A 23,174-nucleotide genomic window follows, 5' to 3' on the forward strand; every position below is an offset into this window, starting at 1 on the left:
AGCCCCATGATCCTGGACAACGTGGTGTGGGGCTTCATCGGTTGCGGCAGTGTCACCGAGAAGAAGAGCGGCCCCGCCCTGGCCAGTACACCCGGCTCACGGGTGGCAGCGGTCATGCGCCGCAATGCGGCGTTGGCCGAAGATTACGCAAGGCGCCATGCCATTCCTCGGTGGTACGCGGACGCCGATGCGCTCATCGCCGATCCGGAAGTGAACGCGGTGTACGTCGCAACGCCGCCCTCGACGCACATGCAGTACGCGCTGCAGGCGATCGCCGCGGGCAAGCCGGTCTACATCGAAAAGCCCATGGCCATGGATCACGCGGAATGCGAACGCGTGCTGGAGGCCAGCGCACGCCGTGGCGTGCCCGTGTTCGTGGCCTATTACCGCCGCGCCCTGCCTCGCTTCGCACAGGTGAAGCAGCTGCTGGACAGCGGTGCGATCGGCACGCCGCGCAGCGTGCGCGCGTCCCTGCATCGGCCGCATTCGGCGAATGCCGCATCGCCGGACTTCTGGCGGACCAACCCGGCGATCGCCGGCGGCGGGCTGTTCGTCGATCTGGGCTCGCATACCCTGGACCTGCTCGACCATCTAATGGGCCCGCTGAGCGATGTGCGTGGCCTGGCCAGCTCGTTGACCGGCGCCTACGCCGCCGAGGACAGCGTTTCGATGTGCTTCCGCACTGGAATGGGCGCGCACGGCATCACGCACTGGAGTTTCTGCGCGTTCCGCCGCCAGGATGAGATCGAGATCACCGGCGACCGCGGGCAGCTGCGCTTTGCCATCTTCGAGGATGTTCCAGTCGTTCTGGAGACCGAAGCGGGCGTGCAGATGTTCGATATCCCGAACCCGCCATCGGTGCAGCAGCCGTTGATCGCCTCCCTCGTCGAAGAACTGCGTGGCAACGGCCGTTCACCTTCGACCGGCCTCAGTGCCGCCCGCACCAGTGCAGTGATCGACCAGGTGCTGCAGGACTATCGCACCCGGCACCCGCACTGACCGCCAACAAAAAAGGCCGCCTTTCGGCGGCCTCTTCTGTTGCAGTGGGCGGGGCAGAGTCATCGCCAGGGCGAGGGATCCGACCCCAACGGGCATTACAGGATGTAGCGGCTCAGGTCCGGGTCCTGCACCAGCTCGCCCAGGTGCTTGTCAACGTAGGCGCTGTCGATGGCCAGGCTTTCACCATCGCGGTCCGGCGCCTCGTAGCTGAGCGAATCCAGCAGGCGTTCCAGCACGGTGTGCAGGCGGCGGGCACCGATGTTCTCCTGGCGCTCGTTCACCTGGAAGGCGATCTCGGCCAGACGATCAATGGCGTCGGCGGTAAAGCTGACCTTGACGCCCTCGGTGGCCAACAACGCTTCGTACTGCTTGGTCAGCGCGGCCTTCGGCTCGGTCAGGATCCGTACGAAATCACCCTTGCTCAGCGCGCCCAGTTCCACGCGGATCGGGAAGCGGCCCTGCAGTTCCGGAATCAGATCGCTGGGCTTGGCCAAATGGAACGCGCCCGAGGCGATGAACAGGATGTGGTCGGTCTTGATCGTGCCGTACTTGGTCGACACGTTGGAGCCTTCCACCAGCGGCAGCAGGTCGCGCTGCACGCCTTCGCGGGAGACATCGCCACCACCCACGTTATCGCCACGCTTGGCGACCTTGTCGATCTCGTCGATGAAGACGATGCCGTGCTGCTCGCAGGCCTCGATCGCCGCGGTGCGGATGTCGTCCTCGTTGACCAGCTTGCCGGCTTCTTCCTCGATCAGCAGCGGACGCGCAGCCTTGATGGTCAGCGTGCGCTTGTGCGCCTTGGCCCCACCGCCGAGGTTGGCGAACATCGACTTCAGCTGCTGGCCCATTTCCTCCATGCCCGGCGGGGTCATGATGTCCATGCTGACGTTGGCGGCCAGGTCGAGCTCGATCTCGCGCTCGTCCAGCTCCCCGTTGCGCAGCATCTTGCGGAACTTGATGCGGGTCTCGTTGTCCTGCGCCGACGGCTCGTTGCGCGCGACTTCCGGATCGAAACCGATGCCGCCACTACGGCGCGGCAGCAGTGCATCGAGGATGCGGTCTTCGGCGCGCTCTTCGGCCTGGGTACGCACGCGCACCTTGGCCTGTTCGCGATAGAGCTTGACGGCGGTATCTGCCAGGTCGCGGATGATCTGCTCGACGTCCTTGCCGACGTAGCCGACTTCGGTGAAGCGGGTGGCTTCAACCTTCACGAACGGTGCGTTGGCCAACGTGGCCAGGCGGCGCGCGATCTCGGTCTTGCCGACGCCGGTCGGGCCGATCATCAGGATGTTCTTCGGCATCACTTCATTGCGCAGCTCAGGCACCAGCTGCATGCGGCGCCAGCGGTTGCGCAGGGCGATGGCCACGGCGCGCTTGGCGTCGTGCTGGCCCACGATATGCCGGTCCAGTTCCTGCACGATCTCGCGCGGGGTCATGGTGGCGGAGGAAACTTCGATCTTCGACATGGATGTGCTCACGAATTCAGATGCATGTAGAGCCGAGCCATGCTCGGCTGACGGGCAGCCCTGCCGAGCATGGCTCGGCACTACAGAAGAGCGATCACAGCTCCTCGACCACCACGTTGCGGTTGGTGTAGATGCAGATGTCGCCGGCGATGCCGATGGCTTCGCTGGCAATGGTGCGCGCATCCAGTTCGGTGTGCGCCATCAGCGCGCGTGCGGCCGACAGTGCATAGGAACCACCGGAGCCGATGGCGATGATGCCGTCCTCCGGTTCGATCACATCACCGGTGCCGCTGATGATCAGCGAGGTTTCCTTGTCGGCCACCGCCAACAGGGCCTCAAGCTTGCCGAGGCGACGCTCGGTGCGCCAGTCCTTGGCCAGCTCGACCGCCGCACGTTGCAGCTGGCCGTGCTTTTCCAGCTTGGCCTCGAACAGCTCGAACAGGGTGAACGCATCGGCGGCGGCACCGGCGAAGCCGGCCAGCACCTGGCCATCACGGCCAAGGCGGCGCACCTTGCGCGCATTGCCCTTCATCACGGTGTGGCCCAGCGTGACCTGGCCGTCGCCGGCAATGGCCACGTGCTCGCCGCGACGGACGCAGACGATGGTGGTGGCGTGGAAAACGTTGGGGTTCTGACTGGGGTCCATGATGCCTCCGGGGTGACAGAACCAGAGGTGGGGACTGCCCTGCGCCCTTCAAGACACCCGCGACCGGCTGCCGCAGGGGCAACGTTCAGCTTTCTCCGCTGCCCTTGTTGCCGTTTCGACGCTTCGCGCGCGGATGCGCGGCGTCGTAGACCTTGGCCAGGTGCTGGAAATCCAGGTGGGTATAGATCTGCGTGGTAGCGATGTCGGCATGGCCCAGCAGCTCCTGCACGCCACGCAGATCACCGGACGATTCCAGGATATGGCTGGCGAAACTGTGCCGCAGCATGTGCGGGTGCACGTGCTTGAACAGGCCCTGGCGCTGCGCCAGCTGGCGGATGCGGATCTGCACCGCGCGTTGGCTGATCGGCCCGTTGCGGCCGGGAAATACCGGCGAGGCCGGTCCACCACCACTTTCCGCGCGCCACGCCTGCAGTGCTTCGCGCGCTGGCCTGCCGAACGGCACGCGGCGCTGGCGATTGCCCTTGCCCAGTACGTTGACCAGGCCGCTGGCGAAATCCAGGTCACGCCAGGTCAGTGCGCAGACTTCGCTCAGGCGCAGGCCGGAGGAATAGAACAGTTCCAGCAGCGCGCGGTCACGGCGGCCAAGCTCGCCTTCCGGCTCCAGCTCGACCAGCTGCACGGCTTCGTCGGCGTCAAGCACCTGCGGCAACCGGCGCGGCGCACGCGGCGCCTTCAGCGTCGCCGCCGGACTGACCTCGATGAGCCCGTGCTTGAGCAGCCAGGCATAGAAGCTGCGGCAGGCGGACAAGCGGCGCTGCAGGCTCTTGGCCGACAGGCCGCGGCGATGCTCATCGGCGACGAACTGGCGCACCGCATCAGCATCAAGCGCCTCCACCGCTACACCACGTGGCTCCGCCCAGACCGACAGCGCGTCCAGGTCGCGGCGGTAGGCATCGAGCGTATGCGCCGACATCCGCCGCTCTACCTGCAGGTGCTGCAGGAACGCCTGTACCGCGCTCATCGTCGTGTCCTGCTCAGCCCGGGAAGCGCTTCAGGCCGGCGACCAACGCCTCGCCCATCATGCGCAGGAACAACGTCCCCATGCCCGGATAGAAGCGGTTCGGATCGTGGCTGCCGACCGCAATCAGGCCCACGCCCGGCAACGGCAGCAGTGCGGTGGTCTGCACTTCCTCGCTGCGCACGCCATACAGCACGGCATTCTTTTCCGGCTGCAGGCGGCCGCAGATCGGCTCGCCGTCCTTCAGGCAGTCGCGGAACGGGCCCAGCTGAGGGTCATCGGCGGCGATCACCTGCAGCCAGTCGGCCTGTTCCAACCCGGCCACCGGCGTGTGCACCACCAACCGTACCAGGTCGCCGGCGAAATCTTCCTGCAGCGATGCGGCCATCGCGCGCAGGGTGTCGGCGGCATTGTCCTGCTTCATCAGCGCCAGGGTCAGCTGGTGCGTGCGCACCGCCAGGCGTTCATTGACCTGGGCGGTGGCGCCCAGATCGGCCAACCGTCGTGCCAGCTCGCGGTTCTTCTCGCGCAGCACTTCCAGCTGGTAGCTGGCCAGCGACGCGGTCGGGCCGTCATCACGCGGCACCACCAGGGTCAGGGCCAGGTCCGGGAACTGCTTGAGGAAGCCCGGATGGCGCCGCAACCAGGCAGCGACTTCATGGGCCCCGAGCTTGTCGACGGTTTCGGTCATGCCATCCACTCCCCTTCGAAGACGAATGCGGTCGGGCCGGCCATCACCACCGGCTGGCCATCGCCCGGCCACTGGATGCGCAGGTCCCCCCCGGGCAGGCTGATGCGCGCATCGCGCTGCAGGCGGCCGCGCTGCATCAGGGTCACCGCAGCGGCACAGGCACCGCTGCCGCAGGCCAGGGTTTCACCGACACCGCGCTCGAACACGCGCAGGCGCGCATGCGCCGGGCCCATCACCTGGGCGAAGCCCACGTTCACCGAGCGCGGGAACGACGCGTGCTGCTGCAGCAGCGAACCCACGCGCTCGACCGGTGCAGCATCGATCAGGCCCACTTCGATCACCGCATGCGGGTTGCCCATCGACACCGCGGCGAAGCGAACACTCTCGCCCTGCAGTGGCAGAAGGTATTCCTCGCGCGCGTGGGCAAAACCCACCAGCGGCACGTTGGCCGGCTCGAACGCGGGCACGCCCATGGTCACCGCGAACTGGCCATCGCCCAGCACTTCCACGTCATGGCTTGCCAACGGACTGTCGATGACGAAACGGTCGCCCTGCGCACTGCCTTCGCGCACCAGCCAGGCGGCGATGCAGCGCGCGCCGTTGCCGCACTGCTCGGAGTTGGAACCATCGGCATTCCAGATGCGGTACGACGCCACCGAGCCTTCCGCGCGCGGCGCTTCGATGGTCAGGATCTGATCGCAGCCGACGCCGGTGTGGCGGTCGGCCAGCTGCGCGGCCAGTTCAGGCGTGGGCGGCGCGGTGCCGTCACGCAGGTCGATCACTACGAAATCATTGCCCGCGCCATGCATCTTGCTGAAGCGCAGGGCCCTGGAACCGGCCTTACTCATTCCCGCTGCCCGCCTTCTTCGCAGGCGCAGGCGCCGGTTGCGTGGTCGGTGCAGCCGGGTCCACGGTCGTGGCCGGGGTGCCGCTGCCTTCGGTCTGCGCCGGGGTCGCTTCGGTAGCGGGCTCGGCAACCGGCTCGACGGTTTCTTCCACCGGCACCGGCTTCTGCGGCAGTACCAGCGGGCCCTTGTTGCCGCAGGCGGCGAGGAGCAGCAGCGAGGCCGCTGCCAGCGGAATCAGGAGGGTGTTTCGATGGGGGATGTTCATGCCCCGAGTATAGCCATTGGCGGCTGAGCGGTTGGTAGAGTCGACTACCGCGCGCAGCGCGGGGTTTCGCGGCCGTTGGAAGAGCAGTCGAGTAACAGTCGGCGCTACCCCCTGACCGCCCCCACGGGCCGCCCAGGGCGGGCCATGTTCAGCCTTCCGGCGGTGGCAACGGACGGGTCCACAGCCAGATCGCCACCACGGTCATGCTGCCGATCGAGAACCACTTCACCCAGGCAATCGGCACGCACCACAGCATGATGCCAGCGCATGCCGCCATGGTGATCGTGGCCATCCACTTGCCGTAGCGGCTGACAGCACCGTGCGCCTGCCAGTTGGCGATGGCCGGGCCGAAGCGCGGGTGCTGCAGCAGCCAGGTATGCAGGCGCTCGGAACCGCGCGAGGCGGCCCAGGCCGAAATCAGGATGAATACGGTGGTCGGCAGACCCGGCACGAAGATGCCGACGATGCCGGTGCCGAGGCTGGCATACGCCAGCAGCCACCATGCCCAGCGGAAACGCACCACGCGCGGTGGCGTGGCGCTATCGCGCGGTGCAGATGGTTCGGGCAGGCTCATGGCCGCAAGGATACCGGTTCGGGGTGCCAGGCTACGCCCGGCCCCCCTGTGCCATTACGGCTGGGCGATGCCCAGCTGCTGCAGCACGAACGCGTACGACTCGGACAGCTCGCGGTAGCGCTGGAAGCGCCCGGACTTGCCGCCGTGGCCGGCTTCCATGTTGGTGCGGAACAGGATCGGGTAGTGGCCGGTGTTGTCGTCACGCAGCTTGGCCACCCACTTGGCCGGCTCCCAGTACTGCACCTGCGAATCCCACAGGCCGGTGCCCACGAACAGCGCCGGGTAGGCCTGCCTGCTGACGTTGTCGTAGGGCGAGTAGGACAGCATGTAGTCGTAGTACGGCTTCTGCTCCGGATTGCCCCACTCGTCGTACTCGTTGGTGGTCAACGGGATGGTCGGGTCGAGCATGGTGGTGACCACATCGACGAACGGCACCTGCGCCACCATCACGCGGTAGTCCTGCGGCGCCTGGTTGGCCACCGCGCCCATCAGCAGGCCACCGGCGCTGCCGCCGGAGGCGGCCACGCGATCCTTCGCCGCCCAGCCCTGCGCCACCAGGCCACGGGTGACGTCGATGAAGTCGTTGAAAGTGTTCTGCTTGTGCAGCAGTTTGCCGTTCTCGTACCAGTCGCGGCCCATCTCCTGGCCACCACGGATGTGGGCGATGGCATACACCACGCCTCGGTCGAGCAGGCTCACCGCGGTCTGGTTGAAGTACGGATCCATCGACATGCCGTAGCTGCCATACGCGTACTGGAACAGCGCGCCCTTGCCGTCCTTCTGGTAGCCCTTGCGGTAGACCAGCGACACCGGCACCTTCACGCCATCGCGCGCGGTGATCCAGACGCGGTCGGTTTCGTACTTCGAGGCGTCATAGCCGATCACCGGCTGCACCTTCAGCTGGCGGCGCTCACCGGTGGCGGTGTTCAGTTCGAACACGGTGGTCGGGGTCGTCATCGAGGTGTAGACGTAGCGCAGCCACGGCGTACCGGCCTCGGTGTTGTCGCCCAGGCCCATCGAATAGGCCGGCTCATCAGCCTTCACGTAGTCGCTGCGGCCATCCTTGAACAGCAGGCGGATGCGCTCCAGGCCTTCGGAACGTTCGGCGATGGCGGTGTACGCATCGAACAGCTCGAAGCCTTCGATGAACACCGCATCGTCGTGCGCGATCCAGTCCTTCCACTGCGCACGCGAGGTGGCATCGGTCGGTGCGGTGACCAGCTTGAAGTTCTTCGCACCATCGTTGGTGCGGATCACCCAGCGGCCATCGTAGTGGTCGGCGTCGTACTCCACATCGCGCTGGCGCGGGGCCAGCACGGTGAACGTGGTCGGGTCGCTGGCCGGCGCGTAACGCTCTTCCGAGGACACGGTGCTGTGCACGCCGATGGTAATGAAGCGATCGTCGCGGGTGCGGCCGATGCCCATGTAGAAGCTGTCGTCCTTCTCTTCGTAGACGACGGTGTCGGCGCTGGCCGGGGTGCCCAGCACGTGCTTCTTCACGCGCACGGTCAGCAGCGTTTCCGGATCGTTCTCGACGTACAGCACCGTGCGGTTGTCGTCAGCCCAGACCAGGTCGCCGGAGCTGCCGGTGATCACGTCGGGCAGCACCTGGCCGGTGCGCAGGTCCTTGAAGCGGATCGTGTACTGGCGGCGGCCCACATCATCATCGGCCCAGGCCAGCAGCTGGTTGTCCTGGCTCACTTCCATCGAGCCGACGCTGAAGTAGCCCTTGCCGGCAGCCATCGTGTTGACGTCCAGCAGGATCTCTTCGGCCGCGTCCATGCTGCCCTTGCGGCGGGCGTGGATCGGGTAGTCCTGGCCGGTCTCGAAGCGGCTGTAGTACCAGTAGCCGCGCTCGCGCGCCGGCACGCTGGAATCGTCCTGCTTGATGCGGCCGACGATCTCCTTGTACAGGGTGTCTTCCAGCGGCTTGAGCGGCGCCAGCAGCTGGTCGGCATAGGCATTCTCGGCCTGCAGGTAGGCCAGCATGTCCTTGTTCTCGCGCTTGTCGTCGCGCAGCCAGTAATAGTCGTCGTTGCGGGTGGCGCCGAACGGCGCCTTGACCACGTGCGGGTGCTTGGCGGCATCCGGCGGAACGGGCGGGATGGCGGCGGTAACGGTGCTGGTCATCAGGCTGGCAAGCAACAGGCAGAGGGTGGATTTCATGAGATAAGGGTCCTGGTGCGGTTACGCAATGGCGTCCGTGGCGTAGGTAGAGTCGAGCTTGCTCGACTGACCGCAACTGCAGTCGAGCAAGCTCGACTCTACCACCGCTGCGGCGCACCCTTGCTGCCCGGCGTACCATGGACACATGAGTACCCTGCCCCACACGCCGGGCTACAGCCGGCGCAGCCATGAAATCGCTCCGTTCCACGTGATGTCCCTGCTGGCCCGCGCGCAGGCGCTGGAACAGGCCGGCCATGATGTGATCCACCTGGAAATCGGTGAGCCGGACTTCACCACGGCAGAACCGGTCGTGCGTGCCGGCCAGGCCGCATTGGCCGCCGGCCATACCCGCTACACCGCCGCACGTGGCCTGCCAGCCCTGCGCCAGGCGATCAGCGGCTTCTATCGCAGCCACTATGGGCTGGACATCAACCCCGAACGCATCCTGGTCACCCCCGGTGGCTCCGGTGCGCTGCTGCTGGCCAGCAGCCTGCTGGTCGACCCGGGCCGCCACTGGCTGCTGGCCGACCCCGGCTATCCCTGCAACCGCCACTTCCTGCGCCTGGTGGAAGGCGGCGCGCAGCTGGTGCCGGTGGGGCCTGACACGGCCTATCAGCTCACCCCCTCGCTGGTGCAGCAGCACTGGAACGCCGACAGCGTCGGCGCGCTGGTGGCATCACCGGCCAATCCGACCGGCACCGTGCTGTCGGCCGACGAACTGGCGGCGCTGTCCAAGACGCTGCACGCCCGCGGCGGCCACCTGGTGGTGGACGAGATCTACCACGGCCTGACCTATGGCCTGGATGCGCCCAGCGTCCTGCAGGTGGATGACAGCGCCTTCGTGCTGAACAGCTTCTCCAAGTACTTCGGCATGACCGGCTGGCGGCTCGGCTGGCTGGTGGCACCGCCGGCGGCCGTGCCTGATCTGGAGAAGCTGGCGCAGAACCTGTACATCAGCGCGTCAAGCATCGCCCAGCACGCGGCCCTGGCGTGTTTCAGCGAGGCGTCCATGGCGATCTTCGAGCAACGCCGCGAAGCGTTCCGCCAGCGCCGCGACTTCCTGTTGCCCGCGCTGCGCGAGCTGGGTTTCCGCATCGAAATCGAGCCGCAGGGTGCGTTCTACCTGTACGCCGATGTCAGCGCATTCACCGACGACGCGCAGGCATTCTGCGCGCACTTCCTGGAAACCGAGCACGTGGCATTCACCCCCGGGCTGGATTTCGGCTTCCATCGCGCCAACCAGCATGTGCGGCTGGCGTACACGCAAGAAGTGCCGCGGCTGCAGGAGGCGGTGGCGCGGATCGCGCGGGGATTGAAGCGCTGGAACGGCTGATAGTCCGCGCGAACGGCATCCACGCATGGCGTTCATGGGTAGATCCACGCCATGCGTGGATAGGTGGAACCCAAAGGAAAACGCCGCCCTGAGGCGGCGTTTTCCGTTCTGCTTACTTGCCGCCCAACCGCTCCCACAGGAAGCTGTAGGCCAGCGCCGACATGTGCGCGGCCTGCGCGTTGTTGGCTGCGCCGCCGTGGCCACCTTCGATGTTCTCGTAGTAGGTCACGTCCTTGCCGGCGTCGATCATCTTCGCCGCCATCTTGCGCGCATGGCCCGGATGCACGCGGTCATCGCGGGTGGAGGTGGTGAACAGCACCGGCGGGTAGTTCTTCTTCGCGTCGAACAGGTGGTACGGCGAGAAGGTCTTGATGAAGTCCCAGTCACTGGTGTCCGGGTTGCCGTACTCGGCCATCCACGACGCACCGGCCAGCAGGTGGCTGTAGCGCTTCATGTCCAGCAGCGGCACCTGCACGACCACTGCGCCGAACAGTTCCGGGTACTGGGTCAGCATGTTGCCGGTCAGCAGGCCACCGTTGCTGCCGCCCTGCACGCCCAGGTGCTTGGCGGTGGTGATCTTGCGCTTGACCAGATCGCGTGCCACTGCGGCCATGTCTTCATAGGCCTTGTGACGGTTCTGCTTCAGCGCCGCCTGGTGCCAGCGCGGGCCGTACTCGCCGCCACCACGGATGTTGGCAACGACGTACACACCGCCCTTCTCCAGCCAGGCGCGGCCCATGCCACCGGAATAGTTCGGCGTCAGCGAGATCTCGAAACCACCGTAGCCGTACAGCAGGGTCGGATTGGAGCCGTCCAGCTTCATCGCCTTGTCGTGCACCACGAAGTACGGCACGCGGGTACCGTCCTTGCTGGTGGCGAAGTGCTGCTCGATCACCTTGCCCTTGGCATCGAAGAAGGCCGGCATGGTCTTCAGCGTTTCCGGCGCTTGGCCGATTTCGGCCAGTGCCAGCGTGGTCGGGGTCAGGTAGTCGGTGGCGGTCAGCCACACCGCGTCGCTGTCGTTGCTGTCCACTGCGGCCACGCCCAGCGTGCCGAAGGCAGGCGCGCCGACGAAGCGGCTGGTCTGCCAGCCATCGGCACCCGGGGTCAGCACCGACAGCCGGTTCTTGACGTCGTCCAGCACGTTCAGCACCAGATGGCTCTTGGTCCAGGTGGCGCTGGCCAGCGAGGTGGTCGCGGTCGGGGTGAACAGCACCTCGAAGTCGCGCTTGCCGGCCAGGAAATCATCCAGCTTGGTGGCCAGCAGCGAACCGGAGGCATAGGTCTTGCCGCCCACGGTCCACGGGTCGCGCAGTTCCAGGGTCAGCCACTGCTTGTGCAGGCCCTTCTCGGCCGAGTTCGGCGCATCGATCTTGGTCAGCGTGCCATCGTCGCCACGCAGGTAGATCTCGTTGTTGTAGAAGGCCAGGGTGCGGCTGACCAGGTTGCGCTCGAAACCCGGGGTGTCATCGTGCATCGCCGCGATGTACATGTCTTCCGGCTTGCCTTCGTACACCAGGGTGGCCGAGGTCATCGGCGTGCCACGCTTCCACAGCTTGGCCACGCGCGGGTAGCCCGACGTGGTCATCGAGCCGGCACCGAAGTCGGTGTAGACAAACACGGCATCGCGGTCGACCCAGTTCAGGCCGCCCTTGGACTCGGGACGGAAGAAGCCATCCTTGATCCAGGTCTTGTTGGCCAGGTCGAACTCGCGGGTGACGTCGGCATCCGCACCGCCACGCGACAGCGCGATCAGGCAGCGGCTGTAGTCCGGGCGCAGGCAGTCGGCACCATGCCAGACCCAGTTCTCACCTTCGGCCTTGTTCAACGCATCCAGATCGAGCACGGTCTCCCACTGCGGCGAGGCCTTGCGGTATTCGGCCAGCGTGGTGCGCCGCCACAGGCCGCGCTCGTGCTGCTGGTCCTTCCAGAAGTTGTAGTAGTAGTCGCCGATCTTCTGCACGGCGGGAATCTTGGCATCGGAGTCGAGCACCTCGCGGATGCTGGCCTCCATCTGCTTGAAGACCGGGCTCTGCGCCAGGCGCGCCTCGGACTTGGCGTTCTGTTCCTTGACCCAGGTCAGCGGCTTGTCGCCGGTGACGTCTTCGAGCCAGGCATAACGGTCGGTGTCTTCAGCGGCCACGGCGGTCCCCACCGAGGCAGCGGTCATCATGCCAGCCAGCAGGCAGGCGGAAGCGAGTCGTGACATTGCAGCTCCAGGCAGTCATAAGCCGTGGAACGCTAGCATGGATCGCTGCGGCCGCCCCCGTGTCGAAGGTCAGGCCGTGGTGGGCGAGCCGCGACGGCCACGCACCGCCCCACCGCTGCGGCGGCGGGCCTGTCCACCGGTACGACGCGCCAGTCGCAGCCACGACAGGCGCGGCAACGGGAAGCGCAGCAGCGCCCACCAGGCCACCAGCGGCATGCCCACCAGCCACATCGGCAACCAACCGAGCCAGGCGTTGCTGCCGCGCGCGGCTGGCCAGACCAGGACCAGCGCCACACCGGCCAGGGCCAGCTGCTGCACGGTGCGCAGCAGGTGCGGGTGGGCACGTTCGACGCTGACGCGTTCAGCTGCAGGGCGACGGACGGAACGTATGTTCATGGGGCTTCTCCGGTGGACAATGCAACGCAGCTTGGACAAGGCCCTTCTCACAGGTTGCGACACCATTGACGGATCGCGCACGCTCAGTCGACCATGCTCAGGCAAAGCCCTCCTGAGCCCGCTCCCGCATGACTTCGATCCGCCCGCTCTGCGCCGTGCTGTTGGCCCTGTCCCTGGCGGCCCCCGCCGTGGCCGCCAGTGAGCCGCCATCGCCCCGTGCCAGCGCCCTGCGCGCGGCCGACCCGGACGCGCCGATCGACCTGAAGCGTTTCATGGGTACCTGGTATGTGATCGGCCGCGTGCCGAATTTCATCGAACGTGGCCATGTAGCCAGCGTCAACGAGTACGAACTCCGCGACGAGCACAAGGTCGGCATCACCTACCGCTATCGCGATGGCTTCGGCGAACCGCTGCAGGAAGTCCGCGCGCGCGCCAGCGTCGATCCGGACAGCGGCAACCACGGCTGGCGCACCTGGTTCTACCGCGTCGTGCCTACGCACTCGAGAGTGCTGGAAGTGGCGCCGGACTACTCGTGGGCGCTGATCGGCTACCCGGGCCGTGAAATGGCCTGGATCTTCTCGCGTACGCCGGACATGGACAAAGCCCTGTACAAGGAGCTGGCCGAGCGCCTGCGTGACGAGTACGGGGTGAACACCGACAAGCTCAAGCGCGTGCCGCAGCACCCTGAGCAGGTCGGCAAGCTGGGCTACGAAGTACCGAACGTGCGTTGACTGGGCCTGCGCGCGCCGATTGGATCCACACGGCCGGTGTTCACGCTGCCCGCGGCTGCACTCGTCGCTCGATCTCGTTGCGCGTTGGTAATGTCTTGAGATCGTAAGCCGCCTGCATCGCAAGCCAGGATGCGGCATCCCCACCGAAATGCCGCGCCAGCCGCGCGGCCGTGTCCGCCGAGATGCCGCGTTCGCCATGCACGATGGCGTGCAGCCGCGTTGCGGGAACGTCCAAGGCCCTTGCAAGCGCGTTCACGCTCAACGCAAGCGGCAGCAGGAACTCTTCGCGCAGGATCTCGCCAGGATGAATGGCGCGCATGCCGTTGTGGGGATGCTTCATGGCGGCACCTCAGTGGTAGTCAACAATTTCCACGGCATCGGCGCCGTTGTCGGTCCAGGTAAAGCAGAGTCGCCACTGATCGTTGATTCGAAGGCTGTACTGCCCCTTCCGGTCACCTGACAGTGCTTCGAGCCGGTTTCCGGGCGGGCTGCGCAGGAACGCCAACGTCTGCGCCGAGTCGAGCAGTTGGAGTTTTCGTTCGGCAGCGCGTCGTATCGGGCGCCAGGCGCGAGCGCAGGTTCCTTCAAACAGGGCACGGGTCTGCTTGCAGCGGAATGAACGAATCATTCCGCTCAGCGTATTACGCCAAACGGAACATACCAAGTAATGGGACGTGCTGCCAGTCCCAGTCTGGCGATATTGATTCCTGATCGGCCTGAGCGGTTCCAAAGGCGAACGCTATTGGGCCGCCGGGTGAACATCCCGATGGTGCCGGCCGCTGGCCGGCAAACCCACCACATCCGGGCGCATCGCGAGTCTGCCGGCCATGGGCCGGCCCTACGTGATGCGCCCGGGGCGCCTCGTCATTTGCGGCTGTAATGCGCGACCAGGCGGTCGCCGAGCATCTGCAGCAGCTGCACCAGGACCAGCAGCAGGACCACGGTGACCAGGGCCACGTCGGTGTGCGAGCGCTGGTAGCCATCGCGGAAGGCCAGGTCGCCGAGGCCACCGGAACCAATCGCACCGCCCATCGCGGTGAAGCCGATCAGCGCCACGGTGGTGACCGTTGCGCCAGCGATCAGGCCCGGACGCGCCTCCGGCAGCAGCACGCGGGTGACCAGCTGCCAGGTGGTGGCACCCATCGACTGGGTCGCTTCGATCACGCCACGGTCCACTTCGCGCAGCGCGGTCTCGACCAGGCGCGCGTAGAACGGCGCGGCACCGATCACCAGCGGCACGATCGCGCCGCGCACACCCAGCGACGTCCCCATCAGGAACAGCGTGACCGGGATCAGCACGATCATCAGGATGATGAAAGGCACCGAGCGCAGCAGGTTCACCACCAGCGCCAGCACGCCATACGCGAATGGCCGGCGCTTCATCTGCGGTGCGCCGAACAGGTACAGCAGCACGCCCAGGGGCAGGCCGATGGCCAGCGTCAGCGGCAGCGAACCGAGCAGCATCAGCAGGGTGTCGATGGTGGCCTGGCCGATGTCGGCCCACTTGCCCGCATCCAGGTGGCGGAAGAAGCCGCCGGCAGTGGCGATGATCATCGACGCAGTTCCTCAACATGCACGCCGGCGGCCACGAACGCGGCCTGCGCAGCGGACTGGTCACCGCCCACCAGGGCGACCACCAGCTGGCCATACGGGGTGTCCTTGATCCGGTCGATACGGCCGGACAGGATGTTGTAGTCGACCCCGGTCTGCCGCGCGACGCTGCCGAGCAGGGGTTCGTAGGTGTCTCCGCCAAGGAAGGTCAGGCGCACGATGCGGCCACCGACGGCATCGAAATCGCGGTGCAGCGCACCTTCGTCCACCTGCTCCGATTCACTCACGAAACGGCGCGTGGTCGGGTGCTGCGGGTGCAGGAACACGCGGGTGACCGGTCCGGTCTCGACCATCTGGCCAGCATCCAGGACGGCGACGCGGTCGCAGACGCGGCGGATCACGTCCATCTCGTGGGTGATCAGCACAATCGTCAGGCCGAGCTCGCGATTGATCTTCGACAGCAGCGACAGCACCGAGGCGGTGGTCTGCGGGTCGAGCGCACTGGTGGCCTCGTCGCACAGCAGGATCTGCGGGCGGGTGGCCAGCGCGCGGGCGATGCCGACGCGCTGTTTCTGGCCACCGGACAGCTGTGCCGGGTACTTCTGCGCATGCGCCTCCAGGCCCACGGTCTGCAGCAGCTCGGCCACGCGCGCGTCGATCTCCGCCTTCGGCATGCCAGCCAGCTCCAGCGGGAAGGCGACGTTGCCGGCCACCGTGCGCGACGACAGCAGATTGAAGTGCTGGAAGATCATGCCGATGCGCCGGCGCAGTGCGCGCAGGCCGTCCGCGTCCAGTGCGGTGACATCCTCGCCACCGATCAGCAGGCGACCACCGCTGGGTTCTTCCAGGCGGTTGATCATGCGGATCAGGGTCGACTTGCCGGCACCGGAATGGCCGATGATGCCGAATACCTCACCGGCCTCGATGGTCAGGTCCAGCGGTTGCAGCGCGCTGACTGCGCGGCCGGCAACGGCATAGGATTTGTGCAGGCGCTGGAACTCGATCACGGGCGTGGCTCACCGGCTGGGTGACGGAAGGGGGCGTGCAGCCTACCAGCGCAGGCGGTCGCGCGCCCGCGCCATGGGCCAGAATGTTATTCCTTTTGGTTCTAAGCCGCTTTCCCCGGTAGTGCTGACCGCTGGCCTGCACCTGCAGCGGTCCCTCCGGCGCAAGGGGTTGCCGGCCAGCAGCCCGCACTCCCCCGGCTCAGGGATGGTCCAGCGGCTTCGGCGGTTCCTGCCGGTTCACCCGCTCACGGTGCAGCAGGTACAGGCCCGAGGCGACGATGATCGCCGCACCCACCCAGGTATAGCTGTCGGGCAGCTGGCCCCAGAACGCCAGATCCCAGCCGATCACCCAGACCAGGCCGCTGTACTCCAGCGGTGCGATCATCGAGGCCTCGCCCAGCTGGAAGGCCTTGGTCAGGGCGATCTGGCCCAGCGCCCCGGCCAGACCCATGCCGGCGATAAGCGGCGCATGCGCCAATTGCAGAGGTACCCAGCCGGGAATGGCCAGCAGGCCGGCGCCGATGGCCATGATGACCAGGAACCAGACCACCATCGACTGCGAGGTATCGGTGCGGGTCAGCAGGCTGACCGTGATCGCAGCCACGGCATAGGCCGTTGCCGCCGCCAGCACCATCAGGCCGGGCACCGAAATGAAGCCGTCCACACCCGGCCGCAGCACCACCAGCACGCCCACCAGGCCGATGCCGATGGCGACCCAGCGCCGCGGCCCGACGCGCTCGCCCAGCAACGGCACCGAGAGCGCGGCGATCAGCAGCGGGGCAACGAAATAGATGGTGTAGGCAGTGGACAGCGGCAGGTCGCGCAGGGCGAACACGAAGCAGCCGATCATCGCCATGCCCAGCCCGCCACGCAGCAGGTGCAGGCCCCAGCGGCGCGGCACCAGCGAACGCGGGCCAGCGCTGACCAGCACCCAGACCAGCACGAACGGCAACGAGGCCGCACCACGCAGGAAGGTCACTTCCAGCGTGGGATAGCTGGCCGACAGCTGCTTCATGCCGGCGTCCATCAGCGAGAAGCAGGCGACCGCAGCGACCATCCAGGCCACCGCACGCGAAGGGGAGCGTTGCAGGTTCATGGCCCATTATCGCCGACCGCACCGGATTGTAGAGTCGGGCCATGCTCGACTGGCCGTCTTGTAGAGTCGAGCCATGCTCGACTGCTCTTAACAAAGCAGCCGAGCATGGCTCGGCTCTACAGAAGGGCGGCAGCCGAGCATGGCTCGACTCCACGCAAAGCGGGCATGCGGGCCGGCGCGATAGAATGGCCGCCACTGAATTCTGCGGAGCCTCGCCCATGCCTTCCTTCGACGTCGTGTCCGAAGTCGACACCCACGAGCTGACCAACGCCATCGACCAGGCCAACCGCGAACTGGCCACCCGTTTCGACTTCAAGGGCGTGGACGCCAAGTTCGAGCGCGATGGCGATGTCATCAACCAGACTGCGCCGACCGAGTTCCAGCTCAAGCAGATGAACGACATCCTGCGTGCACGCCTGGCCGCGCGCGGCATCGACGTGCTCAGCCTGGAGTTCGGCGACATCGAGACCAACCTGGCCCAGGCCCGGCAGAAGATCACCGTCAAGCAGGGCATCGAGCAGAAGATCGCCAAGAAGATCGCGGCGGCACTGAAGGACGCCAAGCTGAAGGTGGAAAGCCAGATCAACGGCGACAAGCTGCGCGTGCAGGGCAAGAAGCGCGATGACCTGCAGGACGCCATTGCCGTACTCAAGGCCGGCAAGTTCGAGCTGCCGCTGCAGTTCAACAATTTCCGCGACTGATGCCCCGCCGGGCCATGCCCGGCGGACTACGCGGTCAATCGCGCAGCAGCTTGTACAGCGTGGTGCGCGAGATCCCCAACTGGCGCGCGGCCAGGCTGAGGTTGCCGTCAGCGGCCTGGGCCGCGCGGCACGCGGCCTCACGCTGCTGGTCACGCAGCAGCGGCGCGACCGGATCTGCCGGGGTGCTCCGCTGAGCAGACCGATGCGCCCCGCCCCGCGGCCCCTGCAGACGCTGCAGGTAGACCGCGCTGCCCTCGCCCAACCGGACCCGATGCGCTGCGCCCGGTTGCAGCAGGCGACGCCGTTGCGCCGCACTGGCGCCAGCAAACAGCGCCTCCAGATCCAGCAGCGGCAACGGCCCCCGCCGTGGCAGGCCCAGCAGGCGCCGTGCAACGCGGTTGGCTGCACGCAGCTGGCCATCCTCCTGCACCGCCAGCAGTCCCTGCAGCGGTGACGCCAGCCAGCGCGGATCATGTTGCACAGCCAGCAGGTGCACGTCGGTGAGACTGTGGAACAAGCGATTTTCGCTGGCCAGCGCAGCCTGCCGGAAATAGCCCTGCAGCAGGGCCGGATCTCGCTCGCCAAGACCGGTGATGTCGATCACCCCGCAGACCCGGCCGTCGAGATCGTGCAGTGGCTCGCTCAGGCAGAACACCGGCGCGAACCGCTGCAGGTAGTGTTCGTTGCCGCGCACCAGTGCCGGCACGTCGTCAGCCAGGCTGACCGCCGGCGCGGTGGTGCCGATCTCGGTCTCGCCCAGCTGTCGCCCGACCTGGATCGGCCGCAGCAGGGGCGCATCTTCCAGGCCGTGGGCCTGCTGCGCGATCACCATGCCGTCGCGGTTGGCGCAGAACATCGTCCAGCCACGCCCACCGAAGGCCGCCCAGAGCTGTTCCAGCTCCGGCTGCACGCAACGTGCCAGGCGCCGGTCATCGGGATGCGGGAGACGCTGTCCGCGCCCCAGCAGCGGTCGATAGTCCGGCTCCTGCCCCGGTTGCAGGCCCGCCGCGCGCGAACGCAGCCATGACTGCTGCAGCGGCAGCGGCAACACGCCCAATGAGCGCGCATCGCCCTCGGCGAAAGCGGCACGTGCCGCCACCAGTTGTTGCTGCCCGACTGTCGTGGCCATCATGAATGCAGCGTACACCCGCCAGCGGCAACGCCATGTTACGTCTCCACAACGGAGCGTTTCCGTTTCAAGACGCGTTCAAACAAGGGGTCGGAGCCGCCTTCTCCTGGAAAACGGATCCGACCCCATGCCGGCCAGCGGCCGGCGCTACCGACGGTGGACGTTACGCTGCGATGCGCAGCACCGGCTTCAGGGTGATGCCGCGGGTGCTGTCCTCCGCCGCCTGGTTGATCTGTTCCAGCGGATAGAACTTCACCAGCTTGTCGAACGGGAAGCGCCCCTGCTGGAACAGGGTCACCAGCTGCGGAATGAACACCTGCGGCACGCTGTCACCCTCGACGATGCCGCGGATGCTGCGTCCGCCGAGCAGCAGGTTGTTCACATCGAAACTGGCGGTGGTGCCCAGCTTCGGCGCACCGACCACGCCCATCATGCCCAGCCCCCCCAGCGCCTCGATGCCGGCGGACAGCACGTCCGGACGACCGGTCGATTCCAGCGCGAAGTCAGCACCTCCCCCCGTGATCGCGCGCACTGCCTCGACCACATCGGTCTCCCGGCTGTTGACCACGTGGGTGGCCCCCAGCTCCAGGGCAAGCTCCAGGCGCGAGGGCACCACGTCGATGGCGATGATGGTGGTGGCGCCAGCCACCTTGGCCGCCATCACCGCACTCAGGCCCACCGCGCCGGCACCATAGCTTGCAAAGCTGCTGCCCGACCGCACCTGCAGCGAGTTGAGCACCGCACCGGCACCGGTCTGGATGCCGCACCCCAGCGGGCCCAGCAGTTCCAGCGGCGCGTCGTCAGGTACCTTGATCGCATTGATCTCGCGGGCCAGCGCGAAGGTGGCAAACGAAGACTGCGCGAAGAAGTGGTCGTGCAGCGGCTGGCCCTGCGCATCGGTGATCGCGGTATGTCCGTGGCCATCATCGCCACCGAAGTTCAGTGCGAAGAAATCCCTGCAATAGGCACCGTGGCCGCCCCGGCACGGATTGCAGTGCCCACAGGCACCATAGGTCAGCACCACATGGTCGCCCACCTTGAGGTCGCGTACGTTGGGGCCAACCGCTTCCACGATGCCGGCACCTTCGTGGCCGAGCACCGCGGGCAAGGGCACCGGGTAGTACTGATCGCGCACGATCAGGTCGGTATGGCACAGGCCGGTGGCCACCACCTTCACCCGCACCTCATCGTCCTGCGGGCCGCGCAGCGTCGCCTGCTCGATGACGAAGGGCTGCTCCTTGCCGCGTACCACGGCGGCGGTGATCTCACGCGTTGCGTTGTTGTCGTTCATCGTGATGGTTCCTTCGATCAGATCGGGTAAGCGGGCGCTTCGCCCTTGACGGTCAACCACTGCCACTGGGTGAACTCCTCGCCGTTGGCCGGGCCACCGATGCTGGTGCCGTTGCCGGACGCGCCGACGCCGCCGAAGGGGTTGATCACCTCGTCATTCACGGTCTGGTCGTTGATGTGCAGCAGGCCGGTACGCAGGCGCTCGCCGATCTTCAGCGCGCGGCCGACATTGCTGGACACGATCGCCATCGACAGCCCGTACTCGCTGTCGTTGGCCAGGCGCACGGCTTCGTCGTCATCGTCGAACGGCACCACGACCGCTACCGGCGCGAAGATCTCCTCGTTGAAGGCCGGATTGTCGGCCGCAACATTGCCGAGCACGGTGGGCGCGAAGAACAGGTCCCGATGCGTGCCTCCCGCTTCCAGCGTGGCACCGGCCTGCACGGCCTGCTCGACCACGCGTGCGGCATGGTCGCGCTGGCCGGCATTGATCAGCGGGCCGATGGCCACGTCCTCACGTGCCGGGTCGCCCACCTTCAGCGCGTTGGCCTTGGCCACCAGTTTCTGCAGGAACGTGTCGTGGATCTTCCGGTGCACCAGCACGCGGCCGGTCGCCATGCAGATCTGGCCCTGGTGCAGGTAGACGCCCCACGCGGTGTTGGCCACCGCCAGATCCAGGTCTGCATCATCAAGGATGATCAACGAATTCTTGCCGCCCAGTTCCAGCGAGACCTTCTTCAGATGCCGGCCGGCCGCCTCTCCGACCTTGCGGCCAGCGGCGGTGGAACCGGTGAACTGGATCATCGCCACGTGCGGGTCACTGGTCAGTGCGGCCCCGACCGCGCCATCGCCGGGCAGCATGTGCAGCACGCCTGCCGGCAGGCCCGCCTGCTCGAACACGCGTGCGATCACCGCGCCGCCACATACCGCCGTACGCGGGTCCGGCTTGAGGACCACAGCGTTGCCCAGCGCAATCGCCGGGGCCACCGCGCGCATCGCCAGGTAGAGCGGAAAATTGAACGGCGAGATGACCCCGACCACGCCCAGCGGACGTCGGCGCGCCAGGTTCAGCCTGCCCGGTTCGGACGGCAGGATCTCACCTGTGCTGCGCGACGGCAGCGCCGCAGCTTCATGCAGTGCCTTGATGGTCACCTTGGCTTCGAAGCCCGCCTTCAGGCGGGTCGAGCCGCTTTCGCGCACCAGCCACTCGACCAGGGTCTCGATGTTTTCTTCGGCCAGACGCGCGGCCTTGCGCAGCACCTCGGCACGCTGTTCGTAGGGTGCCGCCGCCCACGCCTGCTGCGCCTGTGCAGCGGCGGCCGCCGAACGCGCGACCTGGGCCGGGTCGGCCAGACCGATCTCGCCGAGCTGCTGGCCGGTGGCCGGTTCAATCACCGGGTGCCGTTGTGGGGCAGCCTGCCAGTGGCCATCAAAGAAGGCGCCGGCCCAGAGGGCGTCCGGCAGCCACGGGAAAGATGCAGTCATGGGTGTCCTCCTGTGTCGTGCATCCATTCCACGCCTGTCGCCCCGGGCTGGCAATCGGCCATCCATCGGTAGCGCGCAACGGATTGAATCATCAGGAGTTTCCCGCTTCGCCACTGTCCAGTTCCTGCACAGTGGACAGCGCAGCACTGGCACACTGCCTACAATGGCGGCCCCGCCAGCCGACGTGCCCGCCATGACCGATTCCCACCTGCCCACCGATGACCCGATCGCCGCCACCCGCCTGTGGCTGGAGCGCATCGTCATCGGCCTGAACCTGTGCCCGTTCGCCAAGGCGGTGTACGTGAAGGACCAGGTCCGCATCGTGCTCAGCGATGCGACCACGCCGGAAGCGCTGGTTGAACAACTGGCCGAGGAGCTGGTGCTGCTGCGCGACACGCCGGCCGAGCAGATCGACACCACGCTGATCGTGCATCCGCAGGTGCTGACCGACTTCCTCGACTACAACGACTTCCTCGACAACGCCGACGCGGCCATCGAAGCGCTGGACCTGCAGGGCATCCTGCAGGTAGCCAGCTTCCACCCGGACTACCAGTTCGACGGCGTGGCCGCAGACGACGCCAGCAACTACACCAACCGCGCGCCCTTCCCCACCCTGCACCTGCTGCGCGAAGACAGCGTGGCGCGCGCGGTGGATGTCTATCCGGACCCGGACGTGATCGTCGAGCGCAACATCCAGACCCTGGACCGCATCGGTGTGGACGGCTGGCATCGTCGCCTGCGTGGGGACGACCTGTCATGAGCCGCGTGCCGCCGATTGCCGCATGGCCGGCCGCACCGCTGTCGGGCAAAGTGGTGTTGGTCACCGGCGGCGCCAACGGCATCGGTCGCGGTATTGCCCAGGCCGTGCTCGGTGCCGGTGGCCGCGTGCTGATCGGCGATCTGGATACGGAAGCCGGCCACGCCTGCCTGGCCGAATGGCAGCGCGATGACGATGCGGCGTTCCAGCCCTTGGACATCACCGACGAAGCCAGCGTGCGCGCGTTCATCGCCACGGCGGTGCAGCGGTTTGGCGGCATCGATGGCCTGGTCAACAATGCCGGCATCGCCGGTGCGCACGGTACGCCGCTGCAGGACATGGCGTGGGATGAGTGGCAGCGCCGCCTGTCCTCGCTGCATGGCGCCTTCCTTTGCAGCAAGCACGCGCTGCCCGTGCTGTCGGCCAGTGCCACCGGCACGATCATCAACATCGCTTCGACCCGTGCTTGGCAATCGGAGGCGCACAGCGAGGCCTATGCAGCGGCCAAGGGTGGGCTGGTGGCCTTCACCCATGCGCTGGCGATCAGCAGCGGCCCGGCGGTGCGGGTGAACAGCATCAGCCCCGGCTGGATCGGTACCACGGCCTGGCAGGCACCCTCGCGCCGCCACGAGCCCGATTACTCGGCCACCGACCACGCCCAGCATCCGGTCGGCCGGGTCGGCCGCCCTGAAGATATCGGTGCACTGGCGGTATATCTGCTGTCATCGCTGTCCGGTTTCACCACCGGCCAGGACTTCATCGTGGACGGCGGCATGACCCGGAAGATGATCTACGCCGAATGACCCGTCTTCGGTAGTGCCGGCCGCTGGCCGGCATGTGCGTGGATGGGGG

The 23,174-nt window shown here is 66.9% G+C and carries 24 protein-coding genes; 6 read left to right on the forward strand and 18 right to left on the reverse strand.

The features are described from left to right. Positions 1-6 precede the first annotated feature (6 nt). Complete coding sequence (locus N5J73_RS06920; protein ID WP_049443971.1) at positions 7-999, forward strand: Gfo/Idh/MocA family oxidoreductase; 993 nt, start codon at positions 7-9, stop codon at positions 997-999. A 95-nt stretch (positions 1,000-1,094) separates the two neighbouring features. Here N5J73_RS06920 and hslU read toward each other — a convergent pair whose 3' ends face one another. From hslU to N5J73_RS06960, 8 genes are all read right to left on the reverse strand, one after another. Further along, on the reverse strand, positions 1,095-2,468 hold the full coding sequence (gene hslU / locus N5J73_RS06925; protein ID WP_049443969.1) for an ATP-dependent protease ATPase subunit HslU: 1,374 nt from the start codon (positions 2,466-2,468) through the stop codon (positions 1,095-1,097). Between the two features lie 94 nt (positions 2,469-2,562). Beyond that, positions 2,563-3,114, reverse strand: coding sequence for an ATP-dependent protease subunit HslV (gene hslV / locus N5J73_RS06930; RefSeq protein WP_005411093.1), 552 nt, complete (start codon positions 3,112-3,114; stop codon positions 2,563-2,565). Between the two features lie 85 nt (positions 3,115-3,199). Beyond that, positions 3,200-4,096, reverse strand: a complete 897-nt coding sequence (xerC, locus tag N5J73_RS06935) for a tyrosine recombinase XerC (RefSeq protein ID WP_049443967.1) — start codon at positions 4,094-4,096, stop codon at positions 3,200-3,202. A gap of 13 nt (positions 4,097-4,109) precedes the next feature. Then, positions 4,110-4,784, reverse strand: coding sequence for a DUF484 family protein (locus N5J73_RS06940; RefSeq protein ID WP_049443965.1), 675 nt, complete (start codon positions 4,782-4,784; stop codon positions 4,110-4,112). Further along, positions 4,781-5,632 (reverse strand): diaminopimelate epimerase, encoded by an 852-nt coding sequence (gene dapF / locus N5J73_RS06945; protein WP_049443963.1) that lies wholly within the window; start codon positions 5,630-5,632, stop codon positions 4,781-4,783. The genes N5J73_RS06940 and dapF overlap by 4 nt, the downstream gene beginning before the upstream one ends. Further along, positions 5,625-5,897, reverse strand: coding sequence for a lipoprotein (locus N5J73_RS06950; protein ID WP_049443961.1), 273 nt, complete (start codon positions 5,895-5,897; stop codon positions 5,625-5,627). Before N5J73_RS06950 ends, dapF begins: the two co-directional genes overlap by 8 nt. A 148-nt stretch (positions 5,898-6,045) precedes the next feature. Continuing rightward, positions 6,046-6,471 carry a YbaN family protein gene (locus tag N5J73_RS06955; protein ID WP_049443960.1) on the reverse strand — a complete coding sequence of 142 codons (426 nt, stop codon included), beginning with the start codon at positions 6,469-6,471 and terminating at the stop codon, positions 6,046-6,048. A 54-nt stretch (positions 6,472-6,525) separates the two neighbouring features. Continuing rightward, positions 6,526-8,637 carry a S9 family peptidase gene (locus N5J73_RS06960; protein ID WP_088479128.1) on the reverse strand — a complete coding sequence of 704 codons (2,112 nt, stop codon included), beginning with the start codon at positions 8,635-8,637 and terminating at the stop codon, positions 6,526-6,528. A gap of 145 nt (positions 8,638-8,782) precedes the next feature. Here N5J73_RS06960 and N5J73_RS06965 point away from each other — a divergent pair, with 145 nt between their 5' ends. Next, positions 8,783-9,970, forward strand: a complete 1,188-nt coding sequence (locus N5J73_RS06965; RefSeq protein WP_049443957.1) for a pyridoxal phosphate-dependent aminotransferase — start codon at positions 8,783-8,785, stop codon at positions 9,968-9,970. 112 nt (positions 9,971-10,082) lie between these two features. Here N5J73_RS06965 and N5J73_RS06970 read toward each other — a convergent pair whose 3' ends face one another. Together N5J73_RS06970 and N5J73_RS06975 are read right to left on the reverse strand one after the other, a co-directional pair. After that, entirely contained in the window at positions 10,083-12,179 is a 2,097-nt protein-coding gene (locus N5J73_RS06970; protein WP_049443954.1) for a prolyl oligopeptidase family serine peptidase, read from the reverse strand. Positions 12,180-12,248: 69 nt separating this feature from the next. Continuing rightward, a complete protein-coding gene (locus N5J73_RS06975) occupies positions 12,249-12,575 on the reverse strand; it encodes a hypothetical protein (protein WP_049443953.1) in 327 nt (108 codons plus the stop codon). Between the two features lie 128 nt (positions 12,576-12,703). Here N5J73_RS06975 and N5J73_RS06980 point away from each other — a divergent pair, with 128 nt between their 5' ends. Beyond that, positions 12,704-13,306, forward strand: a complete 603-nt coding sequence (locus N5J73_RS06980; protein ID WP_049443951.1) for a lipocalin family protein — start codon at positions 12,704-12,706, stop codon at positions 13,304-13,306. 40 nt (positions 13,307-13,346) lie between these two features. Here the strand turns inward: N5J73_RS06980 and N5J73_RS06985 are convergent, their stop codons facing one another. From N5J73_RS06985 to N5J73_RS07005, 5 genes are all read right to left on the reverse strand, one after another. Continuing rightward, entirely contained in the window at positions 13,347-13,646 is a 300-nt protein-coding gene (locus tag N5J73_RS06985) for a HigA family addiction module antitoxin (RefSeq protein ID WP_049443949.1), read from the reverse strand. Between the two features lie 9 nt (positions 13,647-13,655). After that, positions 13,656-13,934 carry a type II toxin-antitoxin system RelE/ParE family toxin gene (locus N5J73_RS06990; RefSeq protein WP_080354792.1) on the reverse strand — a complete coding sequence of 93 codons (279 nt, stop codon included), beginning with the start codon at positions 13,932-13,934 and terminating at the stop codon, positions 13,656-13,658. A 236-nt stretch (positions 13,935-14,170) separates the two neighbouring features. Beyond that, on the reverse strand, positions 14,171-14,860 hold the full coding sequence (locus N5J73_RS06995; protein WP_032129021.1) for a methionine ABC transporter permease: 690 nt from the start codon (positions 14,858-14,860) through the stop codon (positions 14,171-14,173). Then, a complete protein-coding gene (locus N5J73_RS07000; RefSeq protein WP_049443947.1) occupies positions 14,857-15,864 on the reverse strand; it encodes a methionine ABC transporter ATP-binding protein in 1,008 nt (335 codons plus the stop codon). Before N5J73_RS07000 ends, N5J73_RS06995 begins: the two co-directional genes overlap by 4 nt. Before the next feature lie 199 nt (positions 15,865-16,063). Then, positions 16,064-16,960, reverse strand: coding sequence for a DMT family transporter (locus N5J73_RS07005; protein WP_049443945.1), 897 nt, complete (start codon positions 16,958-16,960; stop codon positions 16,064-16,066). 218 nt (positions 16,961-17,178) lie between these two features. On the opposite strand from N5J73_RS07005, the gene N5J73_RS07010 reads away from it, so the two are divergent. Further along, positions 17,179-17,661 carry a YajQ family cyclic di-GMP-binding protein gene (locus tag N5J73_RS07010; protein ID WP_006471121.1) on the forward strand — a complete coding sequence of 161 codons (483 nt, stop codon included), beginning with the start codon at positions 17,179-17,181 and terminating at the stop codon, positions 17,659-17,661. 34 nt (positions 17,662-17,695) lie between these two features. Here the strand turns inward: N5J73_RS07010 and N5J73_RS07015 are convergent, their stop codons facing one another. From N5J73_RS07015 to N5J73_RS07025, 3 genes are all read right to left on the reverse strand, one after another. Continuing rightward, the gene (locus N5J73_RS07015; protein ID WP_239508868.1) at positions 17,696-18,790 is read right to left on the reverse strand and encodes a helix-turn-helix domain-containing protein; all 1,095 of its coding nucleotides are present in this window, start codon (positions 18,788-18,790) and stop codon (positions 17,696-17,698) included. Between the two features lie 163 nt (positions 18,791-18,953). Beyond that, positions 18,954-20,081 carry an NAD(P)-dependent alcohol dehydrogenase gene (locus tag N5J73_RS07020; RefSeq protein WP_049443943.1) on the reverse strand — a complete coding sequence of 376 codons (1,128 nt, stop codon included), beginning with the start codon at positions 20,079-20,081 and terminating at the stop codon, positions 18,954-18,956. Positions 20,082-20,098: 17 nt separating this feature from the next. Further along, entirely contained in the window at positions 20,099-21,565 is a 1,467-nt protein-coding gene (locus tag N5J73_RS07025) for a benzaldehyde dehydrogenase (protein WP_049443941.1), read from the reverse strand. Positions 21,566-21,758: 193 nt separating this feature from the next. Between N5J73_RS07025 and N5J73_RS07030 the strand changes: the two genes are divergently transcribed. Together N5J73_RS07030 and N5J73_RS07035 are read left to right on the forward strand one after the other, a co-directional pair. Further along, positions 21,759-22,325 (forward strand): DUF1415 domain-containing protein, encoded by a 567-nt coding sequence (locus N5J73_RS07030; RefSeq protein WP_049443995.1) that lies wholly within the window; start codon positions 21,759-21,761, stop codon positions 22,323-22,325. After that, entirely contained in the window at positions 22,322-23,125 is an 804-nt protein-coding gene (locus N5J73_RS07035; RefSeq protein ID WP_049443939.1) for an SDR family oxidoreductase, read from the forward strand. The genes N5J73_RS07030 and N5J73_RS07035 overlap by 4 nt, the downstream gene beginning before the upstream one ends. The last annotated feature ends 49 nt before the right edge of the window (positions 23,126-23,174 follow it).

Source organism: Stenotrophomonas sp. GD03654 (assembly GCF_029845105.1).
Taxonomy (GTDB): Bacteria; Pseudomonadota; Gammaproteobacteria; order Xanthomonadales; family Xanthomonadaceae; genus Stenotrophomonas; species Stenotrophomonas africana.